Origin of the sequence: Methylobacterium isbiliense (genome assembly GCF_022179325.1) — a bacterium.
GTDB classification, from domain to species: domain Bacteria; phylum Pseudomonadota; class Alphaproteobacteria; order Rhizobiales; family Beijerinckiaceae; genus Methylobacterium; species Methylobacterium isbiliense.
Genome location: NZ_BPQQ01000022.1, coordinates 232,196 through 250,337, shown reverse-complemented (window position 1 = coordinate 250,337; position 18,142 = coordinate 232,196). Strand labels below are relative to the sequence as shown.

Below are 18,142 nucleotides of genomic sequence, written 5' to 3'. Positions count from 1 at the left end.
CGAGGCTCCGCCCGGGCGGAGCGCGTGATCCCGCCGCGATCGAGCGGCGGACGCGAAACCTCACGCCAATCCTCCAGTTCTGTCGGCCGGGGCGCTCCCGATCACCCGGCCTAACCCGTGAAACGGCCCGACTGTGCCGATCGCGGAAACGGATCATCAACGCTCCGGTGCCACTGTCGGCCTACGCAGATCTCCTGCGCCGACCGACGAGTTCCCCGATGGACGATTTGTTGCGTGAGTTCCTGACCGAGACAGGCGAGCACCTCGACACGGTCGATCTCGAACTCGTCCGGTTCGAGCAGGATCCCAACAACCAGACGATCCTGCGCAACATCTTCCGCCTGGTTCACACCATCAAGGGCACGTGCGGGTTCCTCGGCCTGCCGCGCCTCGAAGCGCTGGCCCATGCGGCCGAGACCCTGATGGGCAAGTTCCGCGACGGCATGACCGTCACCAGCGAGGCGGTGACGCTGATCCTGCAGACCCTCGACCGTATCAAGGTGATCGTCGCGGAGCTGGAGCGCACCGCCGCCGAGCCGGCGGGCGCCGACGAGGACCTGATCGGCGCCCTGGAACGCATGTCCGAGGGTGAGATCGCCGCCGCCCCGCCGCCGCCGCCCGCGCCGCCGCCGATGGCCACGGGCTCGCTGGTGCCGCAGGTGCTGGAACGGGCGCTCAAGCCCGGCGAGGTCTCCCTCGACGATCTGGAGCGCGCCTTCCGCGACACGCCCGGCCCCGCCGCCCCCGCCCTGACGACGGGCTCGCTGGTGCCGCAGGTGCTGGAGCGGGCCTTGAAGCCCGGCGAGGTCACCCTCGACGACCTGGAGCGGGCCTTCCGCGACACGCCCGGACCGGCCGCTGCGCCCCCCGCTCCGGCGCCCGCTGCCGCCAAGGCGGCCCCCGAGCCGCGCGCCGAGGCGCCCGCCTCCGAGGGCGAGAGCGTCGCGGTGAGCAAGGTCCAGACCATCCGGGTGAACGTCGACACGCTCGAACACCTGATGACCATGGTCTCGGAGCTGGTGCTGACCCGCAACCAGCTGCTCGAGATCGCCCGCCACCACGAGGACAACAGCTACAAGGTGCCGCTGCAGCGGCTCTCCAACGTCACCGCCGAGCTGCAGGAAGGGGTCATGAAGACCCGCATGCAGCCGATCGGCTCGGCGTGGCAGAAGCTGCCGCGGGTGGTGCGCGACCTCTCGTCGGAACTCGGCAAGAAGATCGACCTCGTGATGCAGGGCGCCGAGACGGAACTCGACCGTCAGGTGCTGGAGGTGATCAAGGATCCGCTCACCCACATGGTGCGGAACTCCGCCGATCACGGCATCGAGTCCGGCCCCGAGCGCAAGGCCGCGGGCAAGCCCGAGAAGGGCACGATCCGTCTCAACGCCTTCCACGAGGGCGGCACGATCACCATCGAGATCGCCGACGACGGCAAGGGCCTCGACCTCGCCACCATCCGCCGCAAGGCGGTGGAGCGCGGCATCGCCTCCGAGGCCGAGGTCGAGCGGATGAGCGACGCGCAGGTCGCGAAGTTCATCTTCCATGCCGGCTTCTCGACCGCCAAGGCCATCACCTCGGTCTCCGGCCGCGGCGTCGGCATGGACGTGGTCAAGACCAACATCGAGCTGATTGGCGGCACGGTCGACATCCGCACCCAGCTCGGCCAGGGCACCACCTTCACGATCAAGATCCCGCTCACGCTCGCCATCGTGGCGGCGCTGATCGTCTCGGCCCGCGACCACCGCTTCGCGATCCCGCAGGTCTCGGTGCTCGAACTGGTGCGCGTCCAGCCGGGCAGCGACCACACGGTGGAGCGCATCAATGGCTCGCCGGTGCTGCGCCTGCGCGACCGCCTGCTGCCGATCGTGCCGATCGCCGGGATGCTCGGCCTCGACAAGGATCCCTCCACCGCCTCGACCGACGAGGGCTTCGTGGTGGTGAGCCAGGTCGGGCGCCAGCGCTTCGGCATCCTGGTGGACGGCGTCTTCCACACGGAAGAGATCGTCGTGAAGCCGATGTCCTCGAAGCTGCGGCACATCCCGCTCTTCTCGGGCAACACCATCCTGGGCGACGGCGCGGTGGTGCTGATCGTCGACCCGAACGGCGTCGCCCGCATGGTCGGCTCCGGCGCCGCCACCGGCCAGCCGGGCGAGGCGGATGCTGAGACCGAGGAGGCCTCGGGCGACCAGACCGTGACGCTGCTGGTCTTCAAGGGCGGCGGGCACGCGCTCAAGGCGGTGCCGCTCTCCCTGGTGACGCGCCTCGAAGAGGTCGATGCGGCCAAGATCGAGTGGGTCGGCGGGCGGCCGCTGATCCAGTACCGCGGGCGGCTGATGCCGCTCGTGCCGGTCGATCCGGATCAGGTGCTCAAGCGGGAGGGCTCGCAGGCGCTGGTGGTGTTCTCGGACGGCGAGCGCTCGATGGGACTCGCGGTGGACGAGATCGTCGACATCGTGGACGACGTCCTCGACGTGGAACTGGCGGCGGACCGCTCCGACCTGATCGGCTCGGCGGTGGTGCGCGGGCGGGCGACCGAGATCGTCAACATCGCCCATTACCTCCCGCTCGCCCACGACGACTGGGCGCGCGCCCCCCGGCGCAAGGAGCACAAGGTCCCGCAGCTCCTCCTCGTCGACGACTCGGCCTTCTTCCGCGAGATGCTGACCCCCGTCCTCAAGGCGGCGGGCTATCGGGTCACGGCGGCGGCGAGCGCCGAGGAGGCGCTGGGGCTCCTGCTCGGGGAGACCGCCATCGACGTGGTGGTGAGCGACCTCGACATGCCGGGCCGCTCGGGCTTCGACCTCGTCGAGGCGATGCGGCGGGCCTCGCCCCGGATCGCGCAGGTGCCGGTGATCGCGCTCGCCGCCAGCACGGCGCCGGAGGCGATCGAGCGGGCGCGCGCGCTCGGCATCGCCGATTTCGTGGCGAAGTTCGACCGCAGCGGCCTCGTGGCGGCCCTGAACGAGGTCACCGCCTCCGCCCTCGACGTCGCGGCCTGACGCCGCGGCGCCCTCTCCTCCGGATCGAAGGCTAGAGCCCCATGATGGCCGCCAACACCAACGACGCCAAGACGGGCGCCCCCCCGGCCGGGGAGACCGTGGACTACGTCACGGTCTCGCTCGGCGAGGAGATGTTCGGGCTCCCGATCGACCGGGTGCACGATGTCTTCATCGCCACCAACCTCACCGACGTGCCGCTGGCCCCGCCCGAGATCAAGGGCCTGCTCAACCTGCGCGGCCGGGTCGTCACCGCGATCTGCCTGCGCCGCCGCCTCGGCCTGCCCGACCGGGTCTCCGAGGGCCGCAACATGGCGGTGGGTCTCGAGCACGGCGGCGAGGCCTACGGCCTGCTCGTCGATCAGGTCGGGGAGGTGATGAAGCTCTCCGCGGACACCTACGGCCCCAACCCGGTGCACATGGACGCGCGCTGGCGCGGCGTCTCGCGCGGCGTGCACCGCCTCGACGGACGTCTGCTGATCGTCCTCGACGTCGATGCCGTGCTGGCCTTCGGCGACGAGCGCGCGGCCGTGAACGCGGCTTGAAGCCGGAGAGCGCCATGAGAACCTGCCTCGTCGTCGACGATTCCGCCGTCATCCGGAAAGTGGCGCGCCGCATCCTGGAGGGTCTGGCCTTCCGCGTCGTGGAGGCGGAGGACGGAACCGACGCGGTCGCGCTCTGCCGCGCCGCGATGCCGGACGCGATCCTGCTCGACTGGCGCATGCCGCAGATGGACGGCTACGAGTTCCTGCGCGAGCTGCGCCGCCTGCCCGAGGGCGACAAGCCCAAGGTGGTGTTCTGCACGACCGAGAACGACGTGGCCTCGATCGCCCGCGCGCTCCATGCCGGGGCGGACGAGTACATCATGAAGCCCTTCGACAAGGACATCATGACCGCCAAGCTCCAGGAGGTCGGGCTCGCCTGAGCGGGCGGCGCGCGACGGACCCGCCGCGCGCCGCCTCCGCGGCCCGGCCGCACGGCGGGGGAGGGCGCTCCCGCCCCGCCGCACGACCGGCGCTCCGGGCGCCGCCCTCGTCCCATTCCCCATCGCCCCCCGCGGACCGGCGGCCTGCCGCGGGACCATGCGGCCCAGCGCGAGAACACGATCATATGGCAGCCTCCGTCGCTCCCTCCCCATCGCCGCACGGCGCCCCGCGCATCCGGGTCATGGTGGCCGACGATTCCGCCGTGGTGCGCGGCCTCGTCACGCGCTGGCTGGAGGAGGCCGGCTGCGAGGTCGTGGCCACGGCCGCCAACGGGCGGCTGGCCATCGAGGCCCTCGACCGCGCGCATCCGGACATCGTGCTCCTCGACATCGAGATGCCGGAGATCGACGGCACCCAGGCGCTGCCGCGGCTGCTCGCCAAGCGGCCGGGGCTGCAGGTCGTGATGATGTCGACCCTGACCCAGCGCAACGCCGAGATCTCCCTGCGCTGCCTCGCGCTCGGCGCCATCGACTATCTGCCCAAGCCCGAGGGCAATCGCGGCGTCACCACCACGGCGGCCTTCCGCGAGGATCTGATCCAGAAGATCCGGATGCTCGGCCAAGCCCGCGGTGCCCCGCTGCGGCGGGCCGCGCCGGAGCGGCCGGGCCTGCCCGAGCGGGCGGGCGCGCCGGCGCAGCCGGCTCCGCGCCCGGCGCCCGCCCCGCTGCGGGTCCGCAGCGCGCGCGGCGCGCCGCGGGTGCTGCTGATCGGCGCCTCGACCGGCGGGCCGCGGGCGGTGGGCGAGGTGCTCGAAGGCATCGGCGCCCCGACGCTCAGGCGCCTGCCGGTGCTGATCGTGCAGCACATGCCGCCGGTCTTCACCGGGGTGTTCGCCGACCATCTCGGCACCCGCATCGGCCTGCCGGCGGCGGAGGGCAAGCACGGCGAGGCCCTGCGCCCGGGCACGATCTACGTCGCTCCCGGCGGGCGGCACATGGGCCTCGGCGGATCGGGCCACGACGTCACGATCCGGCTCGACGACGGGCCGCCGGTGAATTTCTGCCGGCCGGCGGTGGACGTCCTGTTCCGCGATGCCGCGCAGGTGTTCGGCGCCGCGACCCTCTCGGTGGTCCTCACCGGCATGGGCTCGGACGGCACGCACGGGGCCAAGGCCCTGGTGGAGGCGGGCGGCGCGATGCTGGTGCAGGACGAGGCCTCCTCCACCGTGTGGGGCATGCCCGGCAGCATCGCCAAGGCGGGCTACGCCCACGAGATCCTGGCCCTGCCGGCGATCGGACCGGCCCTGCGGGCGCAGATCTCCGGCGGGGCGGCGTGATGCGCACCCTTTCCGCCGCGTCCGCACGGGACCCACGCTCATGACGGATGCCGACTTCGAGTACCTGCGCGGCTACCTCAAGCAGAAGTCCGGCCTCGCGCTGACGGCCGAGAAGCGGTACCTGATCGAGAGCCGCCTGCTGCCGGTGTGCCGGCGCTTCGGCATCGCCACCCTCTCCGACCTCGTCGGCGCCCTGCGGCTGGCCCGCGCGGGCGGCCTCGACAAGGCGGTGATCGAGGCGATGACCACCAACGAGACCTTCTTCTTTCGCGACCGGGCGCCGTTCGACCTCTTTCGGGACGTGCTGCTGCCCCAGGCGCTCGCCGCCCGCGCGGGTGTGCGCCGCCTGCGGATCTGGTGCGCGGCGGCGTCGACCGGGCAGGAGCCCTACTCGCTGGCGATGCTGCTCAACGAGGCGGCGCCTCAGCTCGCCGGCTGGCGCATCGAACTGATCGCCACCGACCTCTCGACCGAGGTGCTGGAGAAGGCCAAGCTCGGCCTCTACAACCAGTTCGAGGTCCAGCGCGGCCTGCCGGTCCAGCTCATGCTCAAGTACTTCGAGCAGGTCGGCGAGCAGTGGCGCCTCAGGCCGGCCCTCTGCCAGATGGTGGATTACCGGCCGCTCAACCTGCTCGACCGGTTCGACCACCTCGGCACCTTCGACATCGTGTATTGCCGCAACGTGCTGATCTACTTCGACGCGCCGACCAAGGCGGACGTGCTGGCGCGCATCGCCGCCCAGCTCGCGCCCGACGGCGCCGTGCTGCTCGGCGCCGCCGAGACCGTGATCGGCATCACGGACGCGCTCAGCCCGGATCCCAAGCACCGCGGCCTCTACCGCCACGGCCAGGCCCGGGCGGTCGCCCCCGCGCCGGCTCCAGCCCTCGCGCCGGCCCCGAGCCTGCCACGCTTCGCGATGCGCTGAGCGCAAGGCCGCGTTTCGACGCGGGCCGGGGAGGCCCATTCCTGTTGCCCCGCCCGCCGGGTCTGCTAAACGGGCCGTCCTGGCTGCCGGCGCGCCTGGAGGCTTCCGGAACCCGTCCGGGCTGCGCGGCAGAAAGGCCGGCGATGACGGGGTGGGGCGGACCAGTTCTCTGCAACCCAACCCTGTGAGGCTCAGTGGGCCGAGCAGTCGCAGGAGTGTCGGGGGTTCGGGGAACAGGAACCGAAGCCCTGGCGCATGGCCCACCTGAATCCGCGCCTCATGGTGGGACGCGGCGCCCGGCGTCGAACCTCGCATTAAGCCCTGCGGCCTCATCATGGCGGCGCGGGCCGCGGACCTTCTCTCCGCGCGCCCGAGGGGCTTCGACGGCGCGATGTGGCGTCTCCTGACCGGCGGCATCAAGGCCATCCTGGCGATCACGGCGCTCGTCGTCGCGGCGCAATGGGCGACGCGCCCCGCGCCGGGGAGCCGCGCGGTCGCGGCGGTTCCCGATCCGGCCGTCACCGGGACCGTCTCCTCCCGCGCCAAGCCGAGCCCGCTCGACCAGCGCGCGCTCCAGCGGCTGATCCGCGAGGGGCGCTGAGGCCCGCCTCAGGCATCGCGCGCCAGCACCGCGAGCCAGCCCGGCACGCCTTCCCCGTTCTGGCGGCGGATCGCGGCGGGGCGCAGCAGCGCCGGGGCCAGCCCCGCGCCGTCCGCCTCCGCGTGCAGCAGCGCCTCCGCGTGGGCATAGCGCCCATCCGCGCCCAGCACCGCGCCCTCGCCCGCGTGCGCCTGCAGCGTGAGCGCGAACAGGCCGCCGGGCTCCAGCACGCGGGCGGCCTCGCGGAAGACCGGCCCGAGGTCGCGCACATACACGAACACGTCCGCCGCCACGAGGAGGTCGGCGCTGCCGGGCGCCTGCCCGGCGAGGAAGCTCCCGAGATCGGCCTCGTGCAGCCGCGCATAGCCCCCGCGCCGGCGGGCCTCGGCGAGCATGCGCGGCGAGAGATCGACGCCCTCGATCGCCGCGGCCATGCCGCCGAGGGCGCGGGCCGCGAGCCCCGTGCCGCAGCCGAGGTCGAGGGCGCGGCGGAAGGGCAGGGCGCGGCCCCGCGCGGGCGCCAGCGTAGCGAGCGCCGCGCGGATCATCTCCGGGGCGCAGTAGCCGAGCGCCCCGACCAAGTGATCCTCGAAGCGCCCGGCATAGCCGTCGAACAGGGCGCGCACGTAGGCGGGAGAGAGCGCGGGCCGGTCCGCCGCCCCGCCGAGCCGGGCCAGCCGCAACGCTGCGCCGAGCGCATCCTGCGGATCGAGCGCGAGCGCCCGCGCGAAGGCCTCCCGGGCGTGCTCGCGGCCCGCCTCGTCGCGCGCCAGGGCCTCGCGCGCTTGGCCGAGCAGCAGCCATGCGGGTCCGTAGGAGGGCGCGCGCTCCAGCACCTGCTCGGCGAGGTCGGCCGCGGCAGCGGGATCGCCCTCGGCGAGCGCGGCCTCGGCCCAGACGTAGCGGCGGTCGGCGAGGAGGTCGCCGGAGGAGCGGAGTGCGGCCATCGCGGACACGGACGGGAGCGGGAAGGCGCCTATATACGGCTTCCAGCACTGTCCGGAACCGGAATGGCCCGCACGCCCGCCGACCTCCTCACCCTGACCCGCGAAGGCCTCTACTGCCCGCCCGGCGACTTCCACGTCGATCCCGTCCGGCCGGTGCCGCGGGCACTGATCACCCACGGCCACGCCGACCACGCCCGGGCCGGCCACGGCCGGGTGCTGGCGACGGGCGAGACCCTGCGGATCATGGCGGTGCGCTACGGCGAGGCGTTTTGCCGAACCCGCCAGGAGGCCTGCCTCGGGGAGACGATCCGCGTCGGCGAGGTGGACGTGCGCTTCGCCCCTGCCGGCCATGTGCTGGGCTCGGCCCAGATCGTCATCGAGGCCGGGGGCACGCGCATCGTGGTCTCGGGCGACTACAAGCGGGCGCCGGACCCGACCTGCCGCCCGTTCGAGGTGGTGCCCTGCGACGTCTTCATCACCGAGGCGACCTTCGGGCTGCCGGTCTTCCGCCATCCCGACGCGCGCGACGAGGTGCGCCGGCTGCTCGATTCCGTGCGGCTCTTCCCCGAGCGCACCCACATCGTCGGCGCCTACAGCCTCGGCAAGGCGCAGCGCGTGATGGCGCTCCTGCGCGAGGAGGGGTTCGACGCGCCGATCCACCTGCACGGCGCGCTGGAGAAGCTCACCGACCTCTACAAGCGCGAGGGCATCCCGCTCGGCGAAACGCCGAAGGTGGGGGCCGCCGACCGGCCGAAGCTCGCCGGCGCGGTGGTGCTCTGCCCGCCCTCGGCGATCCAGGACCTGTGGTCGCGCAAGTTTCCCGATCCGGTCACCGCCTTCGCGTCGGGCTGGATGCGCGTGCGCGCCCGCGCCCGCCAGAAGGGGGTGGAGCTGCCGCTCGTGATCTCCGACCACTCGGACTGGGACGACCTCTGCCGCACGATCGTGGAGACAGGGGCGGGCGAGGTCTGGGTCACGCACGGTCAGGAGGACGCCCTGGTGCATTGGTGCGCCAGCCGCGGCATCGCGGCCCGTCCCCTGCACATGCTGGGCTACGGCGACGAGGAGGCCGAGACGGCGCAAGAGGAGACGGCACAGGAGCAGACGGCGCAGGACCAGACGGTTCCGGGGAACGCGGCGTGAACGACTTCGCCCACCTCCTCGACCGCCTCGCCTACGAGCCGCGGCGCAACGCCAAGCTGCGGCTGCTGCAGGATTTCTTCGCCCGCACGCCCGATCCCGACCGCGGCTTCGCGCTCGCCGCGATGACCGGGGCCCTGAGCTTCCGGGAGGCCAAGCCCAACCTGATCCGCGGCCTCGTGGAGGCGCGGGTCGACCCCGTGCTGTTCCGGATGTCGTACCACTACGTCGGCGACCTCGCGGAGACGACGGCGCTGATCTGGCCGAGCCCGCCGCCGCCCCCGCCCGGTCCCGGCCACAACAACCCGCCGCCCCACGTCCCGAGCCTCGCCGAGGTGGTGGAGGCGCTGGGCACGATCGGCAAGAGCGACCTGCCCGCCCGCCTCGCCGCGTGGCTCGACGTGCTCGACGAGACCGGGCGCTGGGCGCTGATCAAGCTCATCACCGGCGAGTTGCGGGTCGGCGTCTCGGCGCGCTTGGCCAAGACGGCGGTGGCGAGCCTCGGCGGCGTCGAGGCGGACGCGGTGGAGGAGGTCTGGCACGGGCTCAAGGCCCCCTACATCCCGCTCTTCGCCTGGGTCGAGGGACGGGCCGAGCGGCCCGAGAGCCTGAACCCGGCGCCGTTCCGCCCGCCGATGCTGTCCCACCCGGTGGACGAGGAGACCGACTTCGCCAAGCTCGACCCGGAGGCCTTCGCGGCCGAGTGGAAGTGGGACGGCATCCGGGTGCAGCTCGTCGGGGGCAGGGATCGCGCCGGCGCCCAGGTGGCCCGCATCTACTCGCGCACCGGCGAGGACATCTCGGGCGCCTTCCCGGACCTCGCCGAGGCGGTTCGCTTCTCGGGCGCGCTCGACGGCGAATTGCTGATCCTGCGCGAGGGGCGGGTGCAGAGCTTCAACGTGCTCCAGCAGCGCCTGAACCGGAAGGCGGTGACCGCCAAGCTCCTGCAGGACTTCCCCGCCCATGTCCGCGCCTACGACCTCCTCGCCCTCGACGACGAGGACCTGCGCCCGCTGCCCTTCGCGGAGCGGCGCGCGCGCCTCGAAGCCTTCGTGCAGAGCCTCGATCAGGCCCGCATCGACCTCTCGCCTCTGGTGCCTTTCCGTGGCTGGGACGAGCTGACGGCCGCCCGCGCCGACCCGGCCGCCGCCGGGGCCGGGCCGGACGCGGAGGCGATCGAGGGCGTGATGCTCAAGCGGCGCACCAGCGCCTACGTGCCGGGACGCCCCAAGGGGCCATGGTGGAAGTGGAAGCGCGAGCCCTACCGGGTCGATGCCGTGATGATGTACGCCCAGCGCGGCCACGGGAAGCGCTCGTCCTTCTACTCCGACTACACGTTCGGGGTCTGGCGCGAGTCGCCTGAGGGCGGGGAGGAACTGGTGCCGGTGGGCAAGGCCTATCACGGCTTCACCGACGAGGAGCTGGCCAAGCTCGACCGCTACGTGCGCAACCACACGGTCAAGCGCTTCGGCCCGGTGCGCGAGGTGGAGTACGGCCCGGCCCGGGGGCTCGTCCTGGAGATCGCCTTCGAGGGGCTGCAGCGCTCGACCCGGCACAAATCCGGCGTGGCGATGCGCTTTCCCCGCGTGAGCCGCATCCGCTGGGACAAGCCGGCCGCCGAGGCGGACCGGATCGAGACCCTGCAGAAGATCCTGGAGCGGGGCGAGCGCGAGGTGATGCCGGGACGGGGGATGGCCTGATGGGACGGGTCGAGGTGATCGCCGCGGGCGCGGTGACGAAGCAGGTCTCGGGCCGCCTGAGCGTGCCGACGCGCGGCCGGGGCTTCACCGACATCACCGCCGAGGCCGCGGCCTTCGTGCGCGAGAGCGGGCTGCGGCACGGCCAGCTCACGCTGTTCTGCCGCCACACCTCGGCCTCGCTGACCATCCAGGAGAACGCCGATCCGGACGTGCGCACCGACCTTCTCGCGGCCCTCGACCGGCTCGCGCCGCGCGACCGGCCCTATCTGCACCACGCCGAGGGGCCGGACGACATGCCGGGACACATCCGCACCATGCTCACCGACGTCGCCCTGACGGTGCCGCTGGTGGAGGGCCGCCTCGCGCTCGGCACCTGGCAGGGGATCTACGTGGTCGAGCACCGCGACCGGCCGCACCGGCGCGAGATCGCTCTGCACGTCATGGGTGCATAAGTTCAACTACGCAATCGGAAGCCGAAATCACCGAATCGGCGGGACAGGACGACGCTCCGTCGACCGCCGAAATTGTCGCCGCGCGCGCAACGATCTAAGGATTGACGAGAAGAGAGCCGCCGCCCGCCGGGTTTCGGGCTCCATCGCGCTGCGCCGGGGCAGGAGACGGGTTTGAGTGCCGACACCACCATCGTCGTCGCCGACGACCACCCGCTCTTCCGCGGCGCGCTGCGCGGCGCCGTGGAGGCGATCCTGCCGGGTGCGCGGATCATCGAGGCGAACGGGCTCGACGCGCTCACCGCGCTCCTCGACCGCGAGGCCGAGGTCGATCTCGTGCTGCTCGACCTCACCATGCCGGGGGTGCAGGGCTTCTCCGGCCTGATCTACCTGCGTGCCCAGCATCCGGCGATCCCCGTGGTGATCGTCTCGGCCAACGAGGATCCGGTGGTGATCCGCCGCGCCCTCGACTTCGGCGCCGCCGGCTTCATCCCGAAATCCCTCGACATCGACCAGATCGGCGAGGCGGTCCGGCAGGTGCTGGCGGGCGGCAACTGGTCGCCGCCGGACATCGCGCTCACGGCCTCCGAGGACAAGGAGACGGCCGAGCTGATGCGGCGCCTCGCGACGCTGACGCCCCAGCAGGTGCGCGTGCTGATGATGCTGTCGGAGGGGCTGCTCAACAAGCAGATCGCCTACGAACTCGGCGTGTCGGAGGCCACCGTGAAGGCCCACGTCTCGGCGATCCTGCAGAAGCTCGGCGTCGAGAGCCGCACCCAGGCGGTGATCGTCTCCTCCCGCATCGGCGCGACGCTGAAGCCGCCGGCGGGGGTGGACTGAAGGGCGGCCCGACCGGTTCGGGACGGGCGCCGGGCTCAGTCGCGGGAGAGCTTGTACTCGAGCACCTCGATCGGCTGCTGCTCCCAGGGCCGCTTCTTCACCAAGTGCACCGGACCGCCGTCAGGGTCGTCGACCTTCACGACGAACGTCGCTTCGGATCCCGCACCCATGCCGCCCGCGACCGTCTGCTGGCGGCGGACGAGGGTGCCGACCCGAGCCGGCAGCTCCAGCTGCCACCGGAAGCCGCCGACGCCGTCGGCCGGCGCCGTCAGGATCACCGTCCCATCGTCGCTGACCTTGGCCACGCCCCGTCTCGTCTTCGTGGTCATCGCGCGCCTCTCCGTGCCTCGACCGTGCTGCGGCACGATGTCAGAGTCGACGCGCGATTGCACGCAGCGGTTCCCGTGCTGGCCGGCCTCCGTCAAGCGACAGGTTTCGGCTTGCGTCGGCGCGTCGCGGTTCGCGCTTTCGGCATCTCGGCGGCTTGGCTCACGACTTGGATGTCGGGATCGTAGAACAGCACCTTCGAGTCGATGCTGCACTGGCCGTACGAGATTCGGAAAAAGCCGTTCTCGCCCCATCCGGCGCCCCAGCTGTTCTTGCCGATCCAGCACTGCTCATCGTCGTCGTAGCCGATGATCGCGACGGCGTGCCAGCCGAGGAACTCGCCGATCACGCTCTCGTAGATGCCGCTCCGGTAGGTCATGAAATCCTCGAAGACCTGCATGCCGCCGATGACCGGCCCGCGCTGCAAGGCGCGCTTGCGGGCCGTCATCGACGCGTTCTCGGTCCAGGACTTGACCTTCAGAAAAGGTGGAATCTTCCGGCACGATTGGTTGCCGGGCGTGTAGGGAAAATCCTGCTCCAGGCCGACGCCGCTCTTCTTCGCGAAGGCAAGCGCCTTGTCGTAGATCCAACCGGTTGCGCAGGCGTTGCCGGCGCCGCAGTAGAACAGGTGGGCCTCCGACAGATCGAAATCCTGGCCGGGCTGCGCCAGGGCGAGCAGATAGCGGGCTTCCAGGACCGCGTTCGTCGCGAAGGCCACGCAGGCGCCGCAATCTGACTGATCGCGAATCGGCGTCACGTAGTTCTTTCCGTTGTGCTTGCGCCAGTCCAGCCGCGGGGGCGGTGGCGCCGCAAAGGCAAAGAGACTCGGCTCGTTCAGCCGTGCGGTGCGAACCACCTCCTTGGCCGCCTGAGGATCGAACGCCAAGCCAAATCGCTCGTTCGCCGCCGTGATGCTGCCGAAGTAACGGCTCATCGACGTCTGCCCAGACGTCCAGGTCGCGCCGGACCGTGACACCGCTTGGTTGATCGCGTTGAAGTCCGGCTCCGGCATGGTCTTGCTCCCCGCTCGAGCACAACCAAATCACATCGTCACAACTACTTCAACGGGAATCTCCGCGCCTCGCCTTGCGGCTGATCTCCAATCCGCCCTGAGATCAGTGAGTATCGGGCCGGCACGCGCCAGCCCGGATTCACCTGGACCATCTCGGGAATGAAGTCGGGTTTACGCATCGTGACGGCACGTCTGCAGTGGACGCGCTCAGCCCGATCGGACGATGCCAGGGGATGTCGGCCTGCCTCAGCCGCGCCACCGCTCCGCGATGAAGATCCCGCCGAGCACCAGCGCCAGGGCCGCCCCCTCGGTGGGGCCGAACGGCTCGCCGACCAGGGCCACCGCCAGGATCGCCCCGAAGATCGGCACGAGGTTCACGAACAGGCCGGCCCGGTTCGGCCCGATGATCTCGACGCCGCGCATGAAGCAGAGCTGGGCGGCGAGCGAGGGGCCGAGCGCCGCGAACAGGATGATGGCCCACCCCGTCGCGGTCGGCCACAGCAGCCGGCCGGCCGCCCATTCGGCGCCCATGAGCGGCAGCGAGGTCGCCCAGGCGGCGAGCGCCATCGCGGAGAAGAAGGTGAGGCCCGACACCTGCGGCCGGGAGGCCAGGGCCACCGTGTAGCCGGCGTAGAACAGGCAGGCGATCAGCAGGAGCCCGTCGCCGACGTTGAAGGCGAAGGAGCTCAGCACGCCCCAGTCGCCGTGCGTCGCCGCCACCATCACGCCCGCGAGCGTGACCACGACGCCGAGCGCCTGCCCGAGGCTCACGCGGGTGCCGCGCACGATCCGGTTGCAGAGGATCACCAGGACCGGGATCGAGCCCTGGAACAGCACGAGGTTGACCGTGCTCGTGTGGCCGCCCGCCGCGTAGTAGAGGCCGTTGAAGGCCGTGTAGCCGCAGCCGCCCATCAGCAGCACGCGGCGCCAGTGCGGGACGAGGGCCGGCCACTCGCGGGCGATGCGGCGGCCCGCGACCAGGGCGAGGGCCGTGCAGGCGAAGGCCCAGCGCAGGGCGGTCAGCGCCTGGGGCGAGACCTCCCCCACGGCCCATTTGCTCGCCACCGCGTTCCCGGCCCAGAGCCACGCCGTGACGGTGAGGAACCCATAGGCCGCGCGCGCCGACCGGGCGGCGGGGCCGCCCGGTTCCGTCATGCCAGCGCCATCAGGAAGCGCTCGCTCAGTTCCAGCGCCCGTTCGGTCATGGCGAGGGGGTAGCGGATGAAGACGTGGCAGCCGCCCGTGTAGACGGCCGTGTAGCCGCCGTTGTTGGCCGCCGCCCAGCGCATCGACATGAACAGCGTGTCGTCGAGGAGCGGGTCGCGGGTGCCGACCGAGAACAGGGCCGGGGGCAGGCCCTTCAGGTCGGCGTAGAGCGGCGAGACCTCGGGGGAGCGGCGCGGCACCCCGTCCGGCACGAAGCCGTCGGCGAAGCGGCGCACGTCCGTGGAGTTGAGGACGAGGCGCTCCTCGCCCCAGTTGCGGGCGCTCGCGGTCACGCCGAGGTCGTAGAGGCCCGAGAACAGGTTCGCGCCCCGGAAGGCCTTGGGCAGGGCGTGCCGGTCGCGCAGGCGCAGCAGCGTCATCACGCTCAGATGCGCGCCCACCGATTCGCCGCCGATCGTCAGCGCCTCGACCCCGAACAGCCGCCGGCCCTCGCCGTGCAGCCAGAGGGCGGCGGCCTCGCAATCGTCGATCGGGGCTGGGTAGGGGTGCTCGGGCGCGAGGCGGTACTCCACCGAGAGGCAGACGAAGCCGCAGCGGTCGGCGATCCGCTCCAGCCACGGGTCCTGCTCGTCGGCCCCGCCCCAGATCCAGCCGCCGCTGTGGATGTGCAGGTAGGCCCCGCGTGCCTTGCGCACCGGCCGGATCACCCGCAGGGCGAGCGGCCCACCCGGCCCCGGGATCGTGAGGGTCTCGGCCCGGGCGCTGCGCGGCATGGCGGGGAGCGCCGGGCTGCCCTGGCGGCGGCGCGCGCGCACCTCCTCGACGGGCAGCGACCACGGATCGGGCGCGCGCGCCTGCGCGGCGATGATCTCCCGGTTGAGCCGCTCGGCATCCGGGTCGGTCCTGGCGGGATCGAAGAGGGCGTGGTCGATCATGCTCCGGTCTCGTCGCCGTCCGGGCTGGTCCGGGCGGTCCCTTTGGCAGAAGTGTCGGGCGAAATTTTTGCGTGCGCCATCCTGCGGACGGCACGCGAGCTTGCCATCTTTACGACGCGGCGCGAGGCCACGTAACGCGCCGAATGCGCATTTTGCGCGCGAGTGTGTGCGGTGCGCCGCAGCCGGACCCCGGCCGGCGCACCCGACGCACCGCAGGTCCCGTGCGAGGAGCCGATGAGCGACCCGAGATTCTCCATGCCCCCCGGCCGGCCGCACGACCCGCACGGCGGCTACGAGGAGCGCGGCGCCCGCCGGGCCGGCTCGGACCTGCGCCGCTTCCTTGGCGGCTCGCCCGGCACGGTACTGGTGAAGCTCGTCTTCCTGTCGCTCCTCGTCGGCGCCGGCATGGCGATGCTCGGCATCACGCCGCACGCCCTCTACCGGCACGCCTTCGAGACCGTGCGGGCGCTCGCCGATCTCGGCTTCGCCACCTTCCACGATGCCGGGACATGGCTCTTGGCCGGCGCCGTGGTGGTGGTGCCGCTGTGGTTCCTCTCGCGCCTCCTCTCGGGCGGTCGCTAGGCGTGACGGCGCGGCGCTCCGCCGCACCGGCGGTGACGAACCGCCGCGTGCTGGCTCTCGCCCTGCCGATGACGCTCGCCAACGTGACGACGCCGCTGCTCGGCATCGTCGGGGCGGCGGCGATCGGCCGGCTCGGCGACGCGGCCCTGCTCGGGGCGCTGGCGCTCGGCGCCGTGATCTTCGACTACCTGTTCTGGACCTTCGGCGCGCTGCGCATGGCGACCGCGGGCCTCACCGCGCAGGCGGCCGGGGCGGGGGATGCCGCCGAGGTCGACCGGGCGCTCGCCCGCGCGCTCGCGGTGGCGCTGGCGGTGGGCCTCCTCCTCGTCGTGCTGCAGGCGCCGCTGGGGGCCGCCGCCTTCGCGCTCGCCGGCGCGAGCCCGGCCGTTACTGCGGCGCTCGCGACCTATTTCGGCATCCGCATCTTCGCCGCGCCGTTCACGCTGGCGAACTACGCGGTGCTCGGCTCCACGCTCGGGCGCGGGCGCACCGACCTCGGCCTCGCGCTCCAGGTGGCGATGAACCTCGCCAACATCGCCCTGACGGTCTGGTTCGTGCTCGGCCTCGACCTCGGGGTGGCGGGCGCCGCGCTGGCCGCCGTGCTGGCGGAGGGGGTCGGATTCGTCCTCGGCCTCCTCGTGCTGCGCCGCCTCGGCGCCCGGCCCTGGCGGGTCGCGCGCGCCGAGGTGCTGGAGCGCGCCGGGCTCGTGCGGATGCTGGCCGTCAACGGCGACGTGATGGTGCGCACGGTGGCGCTCATCGTCGCGCTCGGCACCTTCTCGGCGCTCGGGGCGCGGGCCGGCGACCTGACGCTCGCGGCGAACGCGGTGCTGCAGAACCTCTTCCTCGTCGGCAGCTTCTTCCTCGACGGCTTCGCCACCGCGGCCGAGGTGCTGTGCGGGCAGGCGCTCGGGGCGCGCGACGAGGCGACGTTCCGGCGCGCGGTGCGCTACGCGGTGGCGTGGTGCGTGGGCTTCGGCCTCGCGGTCTCGCTGCTCTTCCTCGCCGGCGGCGACCGCTTCATCGACGCGATCACCACCAACCCGGAGGTGCGCGCGGTCGCCCGTCAGTTCCTGCCCTTCGCGGCCCTCACCCCGGTCGTCGCCGCCTGCGCCTTCGCGTTCGACGGCATCTATATCGGGGCGACCTGGACCAGGGCGATGCGCAACCTGATGCTCGCCGCCCTCGCCGCCTACCTCGCGGTGCTCGTGGCGGTGCACGGCCTCGGCAATACCGGCCTGTGGCTGGCGATCCTGGTGTTTCTCGGCGCGCGCGGCCTGGGGCAGGCGCTGCTCTACCCGCGGCTCGCGCGCGAGGCCTTTCCGCAGGCGCGACTCGGCCCCTCGGCCGCCGGGGCGGCGCCGTGAGCGGGGCGCCCGCGCGGCTGGAGCCGCCCGCGCCGGCGGAGGAGGCCTTCGTCGCGCCGCGGACCGTGACGGATCTCGCCGCCTGCCACTTCACCCATGCGGTCGACCTGCCCGGCTACGGCCCGGTGGCCGGCCCCTGGGACATGCGCGCGACGTGGCGCGCCTTCATCGGCGAGGTCGACGTCGCGGGCAAGCGCGTCCTCGACATCGGGACGGGCAGCGGCTTTCTCAGCTTCGCGATGGAGCGGGCGGGCGCCCGCGTGACCTCGCTGCCCCTCGACCGGGGGGCGTCCTGGGACATCGTGCCCTTCCCGGGCGTGGTGCGCAGCCTCGTCGACCCGCCGGTGGAGGAGCACCACGGGCGGATCGCCGACGCCTACTGGCTCAGCCACGCGGCCCTGGGCTCGCGGGCGCGCGTCGTGCAGGGCTCGCCCTACGCGATCCCGCGGGCGGTGGCGCCGCTCGATATCGCGGTGTTCGAGACCGCCCTGATGCGGCTGCGCGATCCGTTCCGGGCGCTGCACGCGGCCGCCCAGCTCACGCGGGAGAGCCTCGTCGTCACCGAGTTCCTGCCCCGGCGCTTCCACCTCCTGCCCTACCTGCCGGGCCGGCTGGCGCGCGGGATGTACCTCGTGCCGCGCGCCGCCGACCGCGCCCGCTTCGGCACATGGTGGGTGGTCGCGCCCGAGACCCTGCGGGAGTTCCTGCGCATCCTCGGCTTCGGCGAGACGCGGGTGAGCGTCCACCGCCAGCGCCTGGCGGGCGGCTGGCACCGCTTCTACACGGTGGTCGGCCGGCGCACGGAGCCGACCAACCCGGACCTGTGATACCGGCGGTCAGTGTCGATGACCGCCGGTTCGGCTCCCGACTCTTCGTCAAATCTCTGATCTGG

General features: G+C 72.5%; 18 protein-coding genes. 13 read left to right on the top strand and 5 right to left on the bottom strand.

Translation table 11 applies throughout. The features are described from left to right. The first annotated feature begins 218 nt into the window (after positions 1 to 218). From MFF61_RS10745 to MFF61_RS10720, 6 genes are all read left to right on the top strand, one after another. Positions 219 to 2,999 carry a hybrid sensor histidine kinase/response regulator gene (locus tag MFF61_RS10745; protein ID WP_238235102.1) on the top strand — a complete coding sequence of 927 codons (2,781 nt, stop codon included), beginning with the start codon at positions 219 to 221 and terminating at the stop codon, positions 2,997 to 2,999. A 41-nt stretch (positions 3,000 to 3,040) separates the two neighbouring features. Further along, a complete protein-coding gene (locus tag MFF61_RS10740) occupies positions 3,041 to 3,541 on the top strand; it encodes a chemotaxis protein CheW (RefSeq protein ID WP_238235101.1) in 501 nt (166 codons plus the stop codon). Positions 3,542 to 3,555: 14 nt separating this feature from the next. After that, positions 3,556 to 3,921: a response regulator gene (locus MFF61_RS10735; protein ID WP_238235100.1), complete on the top strand. Its 366-nt coding sequence runs from the start codon at positions 3,556 to 3,558 to the stop codon at positions 3,919 to 3,921. Positions 3,922 to 4,106: 185 nt separating this feature from the next. Then, positions 4,107 to 5,258, top strand: coding sequence for a protein-glutamate methylesterase/protein-glutamine glutaminase (locus MFF61_RS10730; protein WP_238235099.1), 1,152 nt, complete (start codon positions 4,107 to 4,109; stop codon positions 5,256 to 5,258). Between the two features lie 40 nt (positions 5,259 to 5,298). Further along, positions 5,299 to 6,183 (top strand): CheR family methyltransferase, encoded by an 885-nt coding sequence (locus tag MFF61_RS10725; protein ID WP_238235098.1) that lies wholly within the window; start codon positions 5,299 to 5,301, stop codon positions 6,181 to 6,183. A gap of 391 nt (positions 6,184 to 6,574) precedes the next feature. After that, the gene (locus MFF61_RS10720) at positions 6,575 to 6,784 is read left to right on the top strand and encodes a hypothetical protein (protein ID WP_238235097.1); all 210 of its coding nucleotides are present in this window, start codon (positions 6,575 to 6,577) and stop codon (positions 6,782 to 6,784) included. Positions 6,785 to 6,792: 8 nt separating this feature from the next. On the opposite strand, the gene MFF61_RS10715 is transcribed toward MFF61_RS10720, so the two are convergent. Then, complete coding sequence (locus tag MFF61_RS10715) at positions 6,793 to 7,731, bottom strand: class I SAM-dependent DNA methyltransferase (RefSeq protein ID WP_238235096.1); 939 nt, start codon at positions 7,729 to 7,731, stop codon at positions 6,793 to 6,795. Between the two features lie 63 nt (positions 7,732 to 7,794). Between MFF61_RS10715 and MFF61_RS10710 the strand changes: the two genes are divergently transcribed. From MFF61_RS10710 to MFF61_RS10695, 4 genes are all read left to right on the top strand, one after another. Further along, positions 7,795 to 8,874 carry a ligase-associated DNA damage response exonuclease gene (locus MFF61_RS10710; protein WP_238235095.1) on the top strand — a complete coding sequence of 360 codons (1,080 nt, stop codon included), beginning with the start codon at positions 7,795 to 7,797 and terminating at the stop codon, positions 8,872 to 8,874. Further along, the gene (locus tag MFF61_RS10705; protein ID WP_238235094.1) at positions 8,871 to 10,571 is read left to right on the top strand and encodes a cisplatin damage response ATP-dependent DNA ligase; all 1,701 of its coding nucleotides are present in this window, start codon (positions 8,871 to 8,873) and stop codon (positions 10,569 to 10,571) included. Before MFF61_RS10710 ends, MFF61_RS10705 begins: the two co-directional genes overlap by 4 nt. Beyond that, positions 10,571 to 11,023, top strand: coding sequence for a secondary thiamine-phosphate synthase enzyme YjbQ (locus MFF61_RS10700; protein ID WP_238235093.1), 453 nt, complete (start codon positions 10,571 to 10,573; stop codon positions 11,021 to 11,023). The genes MFF61_RS10705 and MFF61_RS10700 overlap by 1 nt, the downstream gene beginning before the upstream one ends. Positions 11,024 to 11,194: 171 nt before the next feature. After that, entirely contained in the window at positions 11,195 to 11,860 is a 666-nt protein-coding gene (locus MFF61_RS10695; RefSeq protein ID WP_238235092.1) for a response regulator, read from the top strand. A 35-nt stretch (positions 11,861 to 11,895) separates the two neighbouring features. Here the strand turns inward: MFF61_RS10695 and MFF61_RS10690 are convergent, their stop codons facing one another. The 4 genes from MFF61_RS10690 to MFF61_RS10675 form a co-directional block, all read right to left on the bottom strand. Beyond that, entirely contained in the window at positions 11,896 to 12,189 is a 294-nt protein-coding gene (locus MFF61_RS10690) for a hypothetical protein (protein ID WP_238235091.1), read from the bottom strand. A 92-nt stretch (positions 12,190 to 12,281) separates the two neighbouring features. Next, positions 12,282 to 13,199 carry a C1 family peptidase gene (locus MFF61_RS10685; protein WP_238235090.1) on the bottom strand — a complete coding sequence of 306 codons (918 nt, stop codon included), beginning with the start codon at positions 13,197 to 13,199 and terminating at the stop codon, positions 12,282 to 12,284. A gap of 246 nt (positions 13,200 to 13,445) precedes the next feature. Then, the gene (locus MFF61_RS10680; RefSeq protein WP_238235089.1) at positions 13,446 to 14,354 is read right to left on the bottom strand and encodes a DMT family transporter; all 909 of its coding nucleotides are present in this window, start codon (positions 14,352 to 14,354) and stop codon (positions 13,446 to 13,448) included. Further along, positions 14,351 to 15,301: an alpha/beta hydrolase gene (locus MFF61_RS10675; protein ID WP_238235088.1), complete on the bottom strand. Its 951-nt coding sequence runs from the start codon at positions 15,299 to 15,301 to the stop codon at positions 14,351 to 14,353. The genes MFF61_RS10680 and MFF61_RS10675 overlap by 4 nt, the downstream gene beginning before the upstream one ends. Positions 15,302 to 15,535: 234 nt before the next feature. On the opposite strand from MFF61_RS10675, the gene MFF61_RS10670 reads away from it, so the two are divergent. The 3 genes from MFF61_RS10670 (at position 15,536) to MFF61_RS10660 (ending at position 18,077) form a co-directional block, all read left to right on the top strand. Next, positions 15,536 to 15,883, top strand: a complete 348-nt coding sequence (locus tag MFF61_RS10670) for a DUF6460 domain-containing protein (RefSeq protein WP_238235087.1) — start codon at positions 15,536 to 15,538, stop codon at positions 15,881 to 15,883. A gap of 68 nt (positions 15,884 to 15,951) precedes the next feature. Further along, the gene (locus MFF61_RS10665; RefSeq protein ID WP_238235182.1) at positions 15,952 to 17,250 is read left to right on the top strand and encodes an MATE family efflux transporter; all 1,299 of its coding nucleotides are present in this window, start codon (positions 15,952 to 15,954) and stop codon (positions 17,248 to 17,250) included. Beyond that, positions 17,247 to 18,077 carry a class I SAM-dependent methyltransferase gene (locus tag MFF61_RS10660; RefSeq protein ID WP_238235086.1) on the top strand — a complete coding sequence of 277 codons (831 nt, stop codon included), beginning with the start codon at positions 17,247 to 17,249 and terminating at the stop codon, positions 18,075 to 18,077. The genes MFF61_RS10665 and MFF61_RS10660 overlap by 4 nt, the downstream gene beginning before the upstream one ends. Positions 18,078 to 18,142 lie beyond the last annotated feature (65 nt).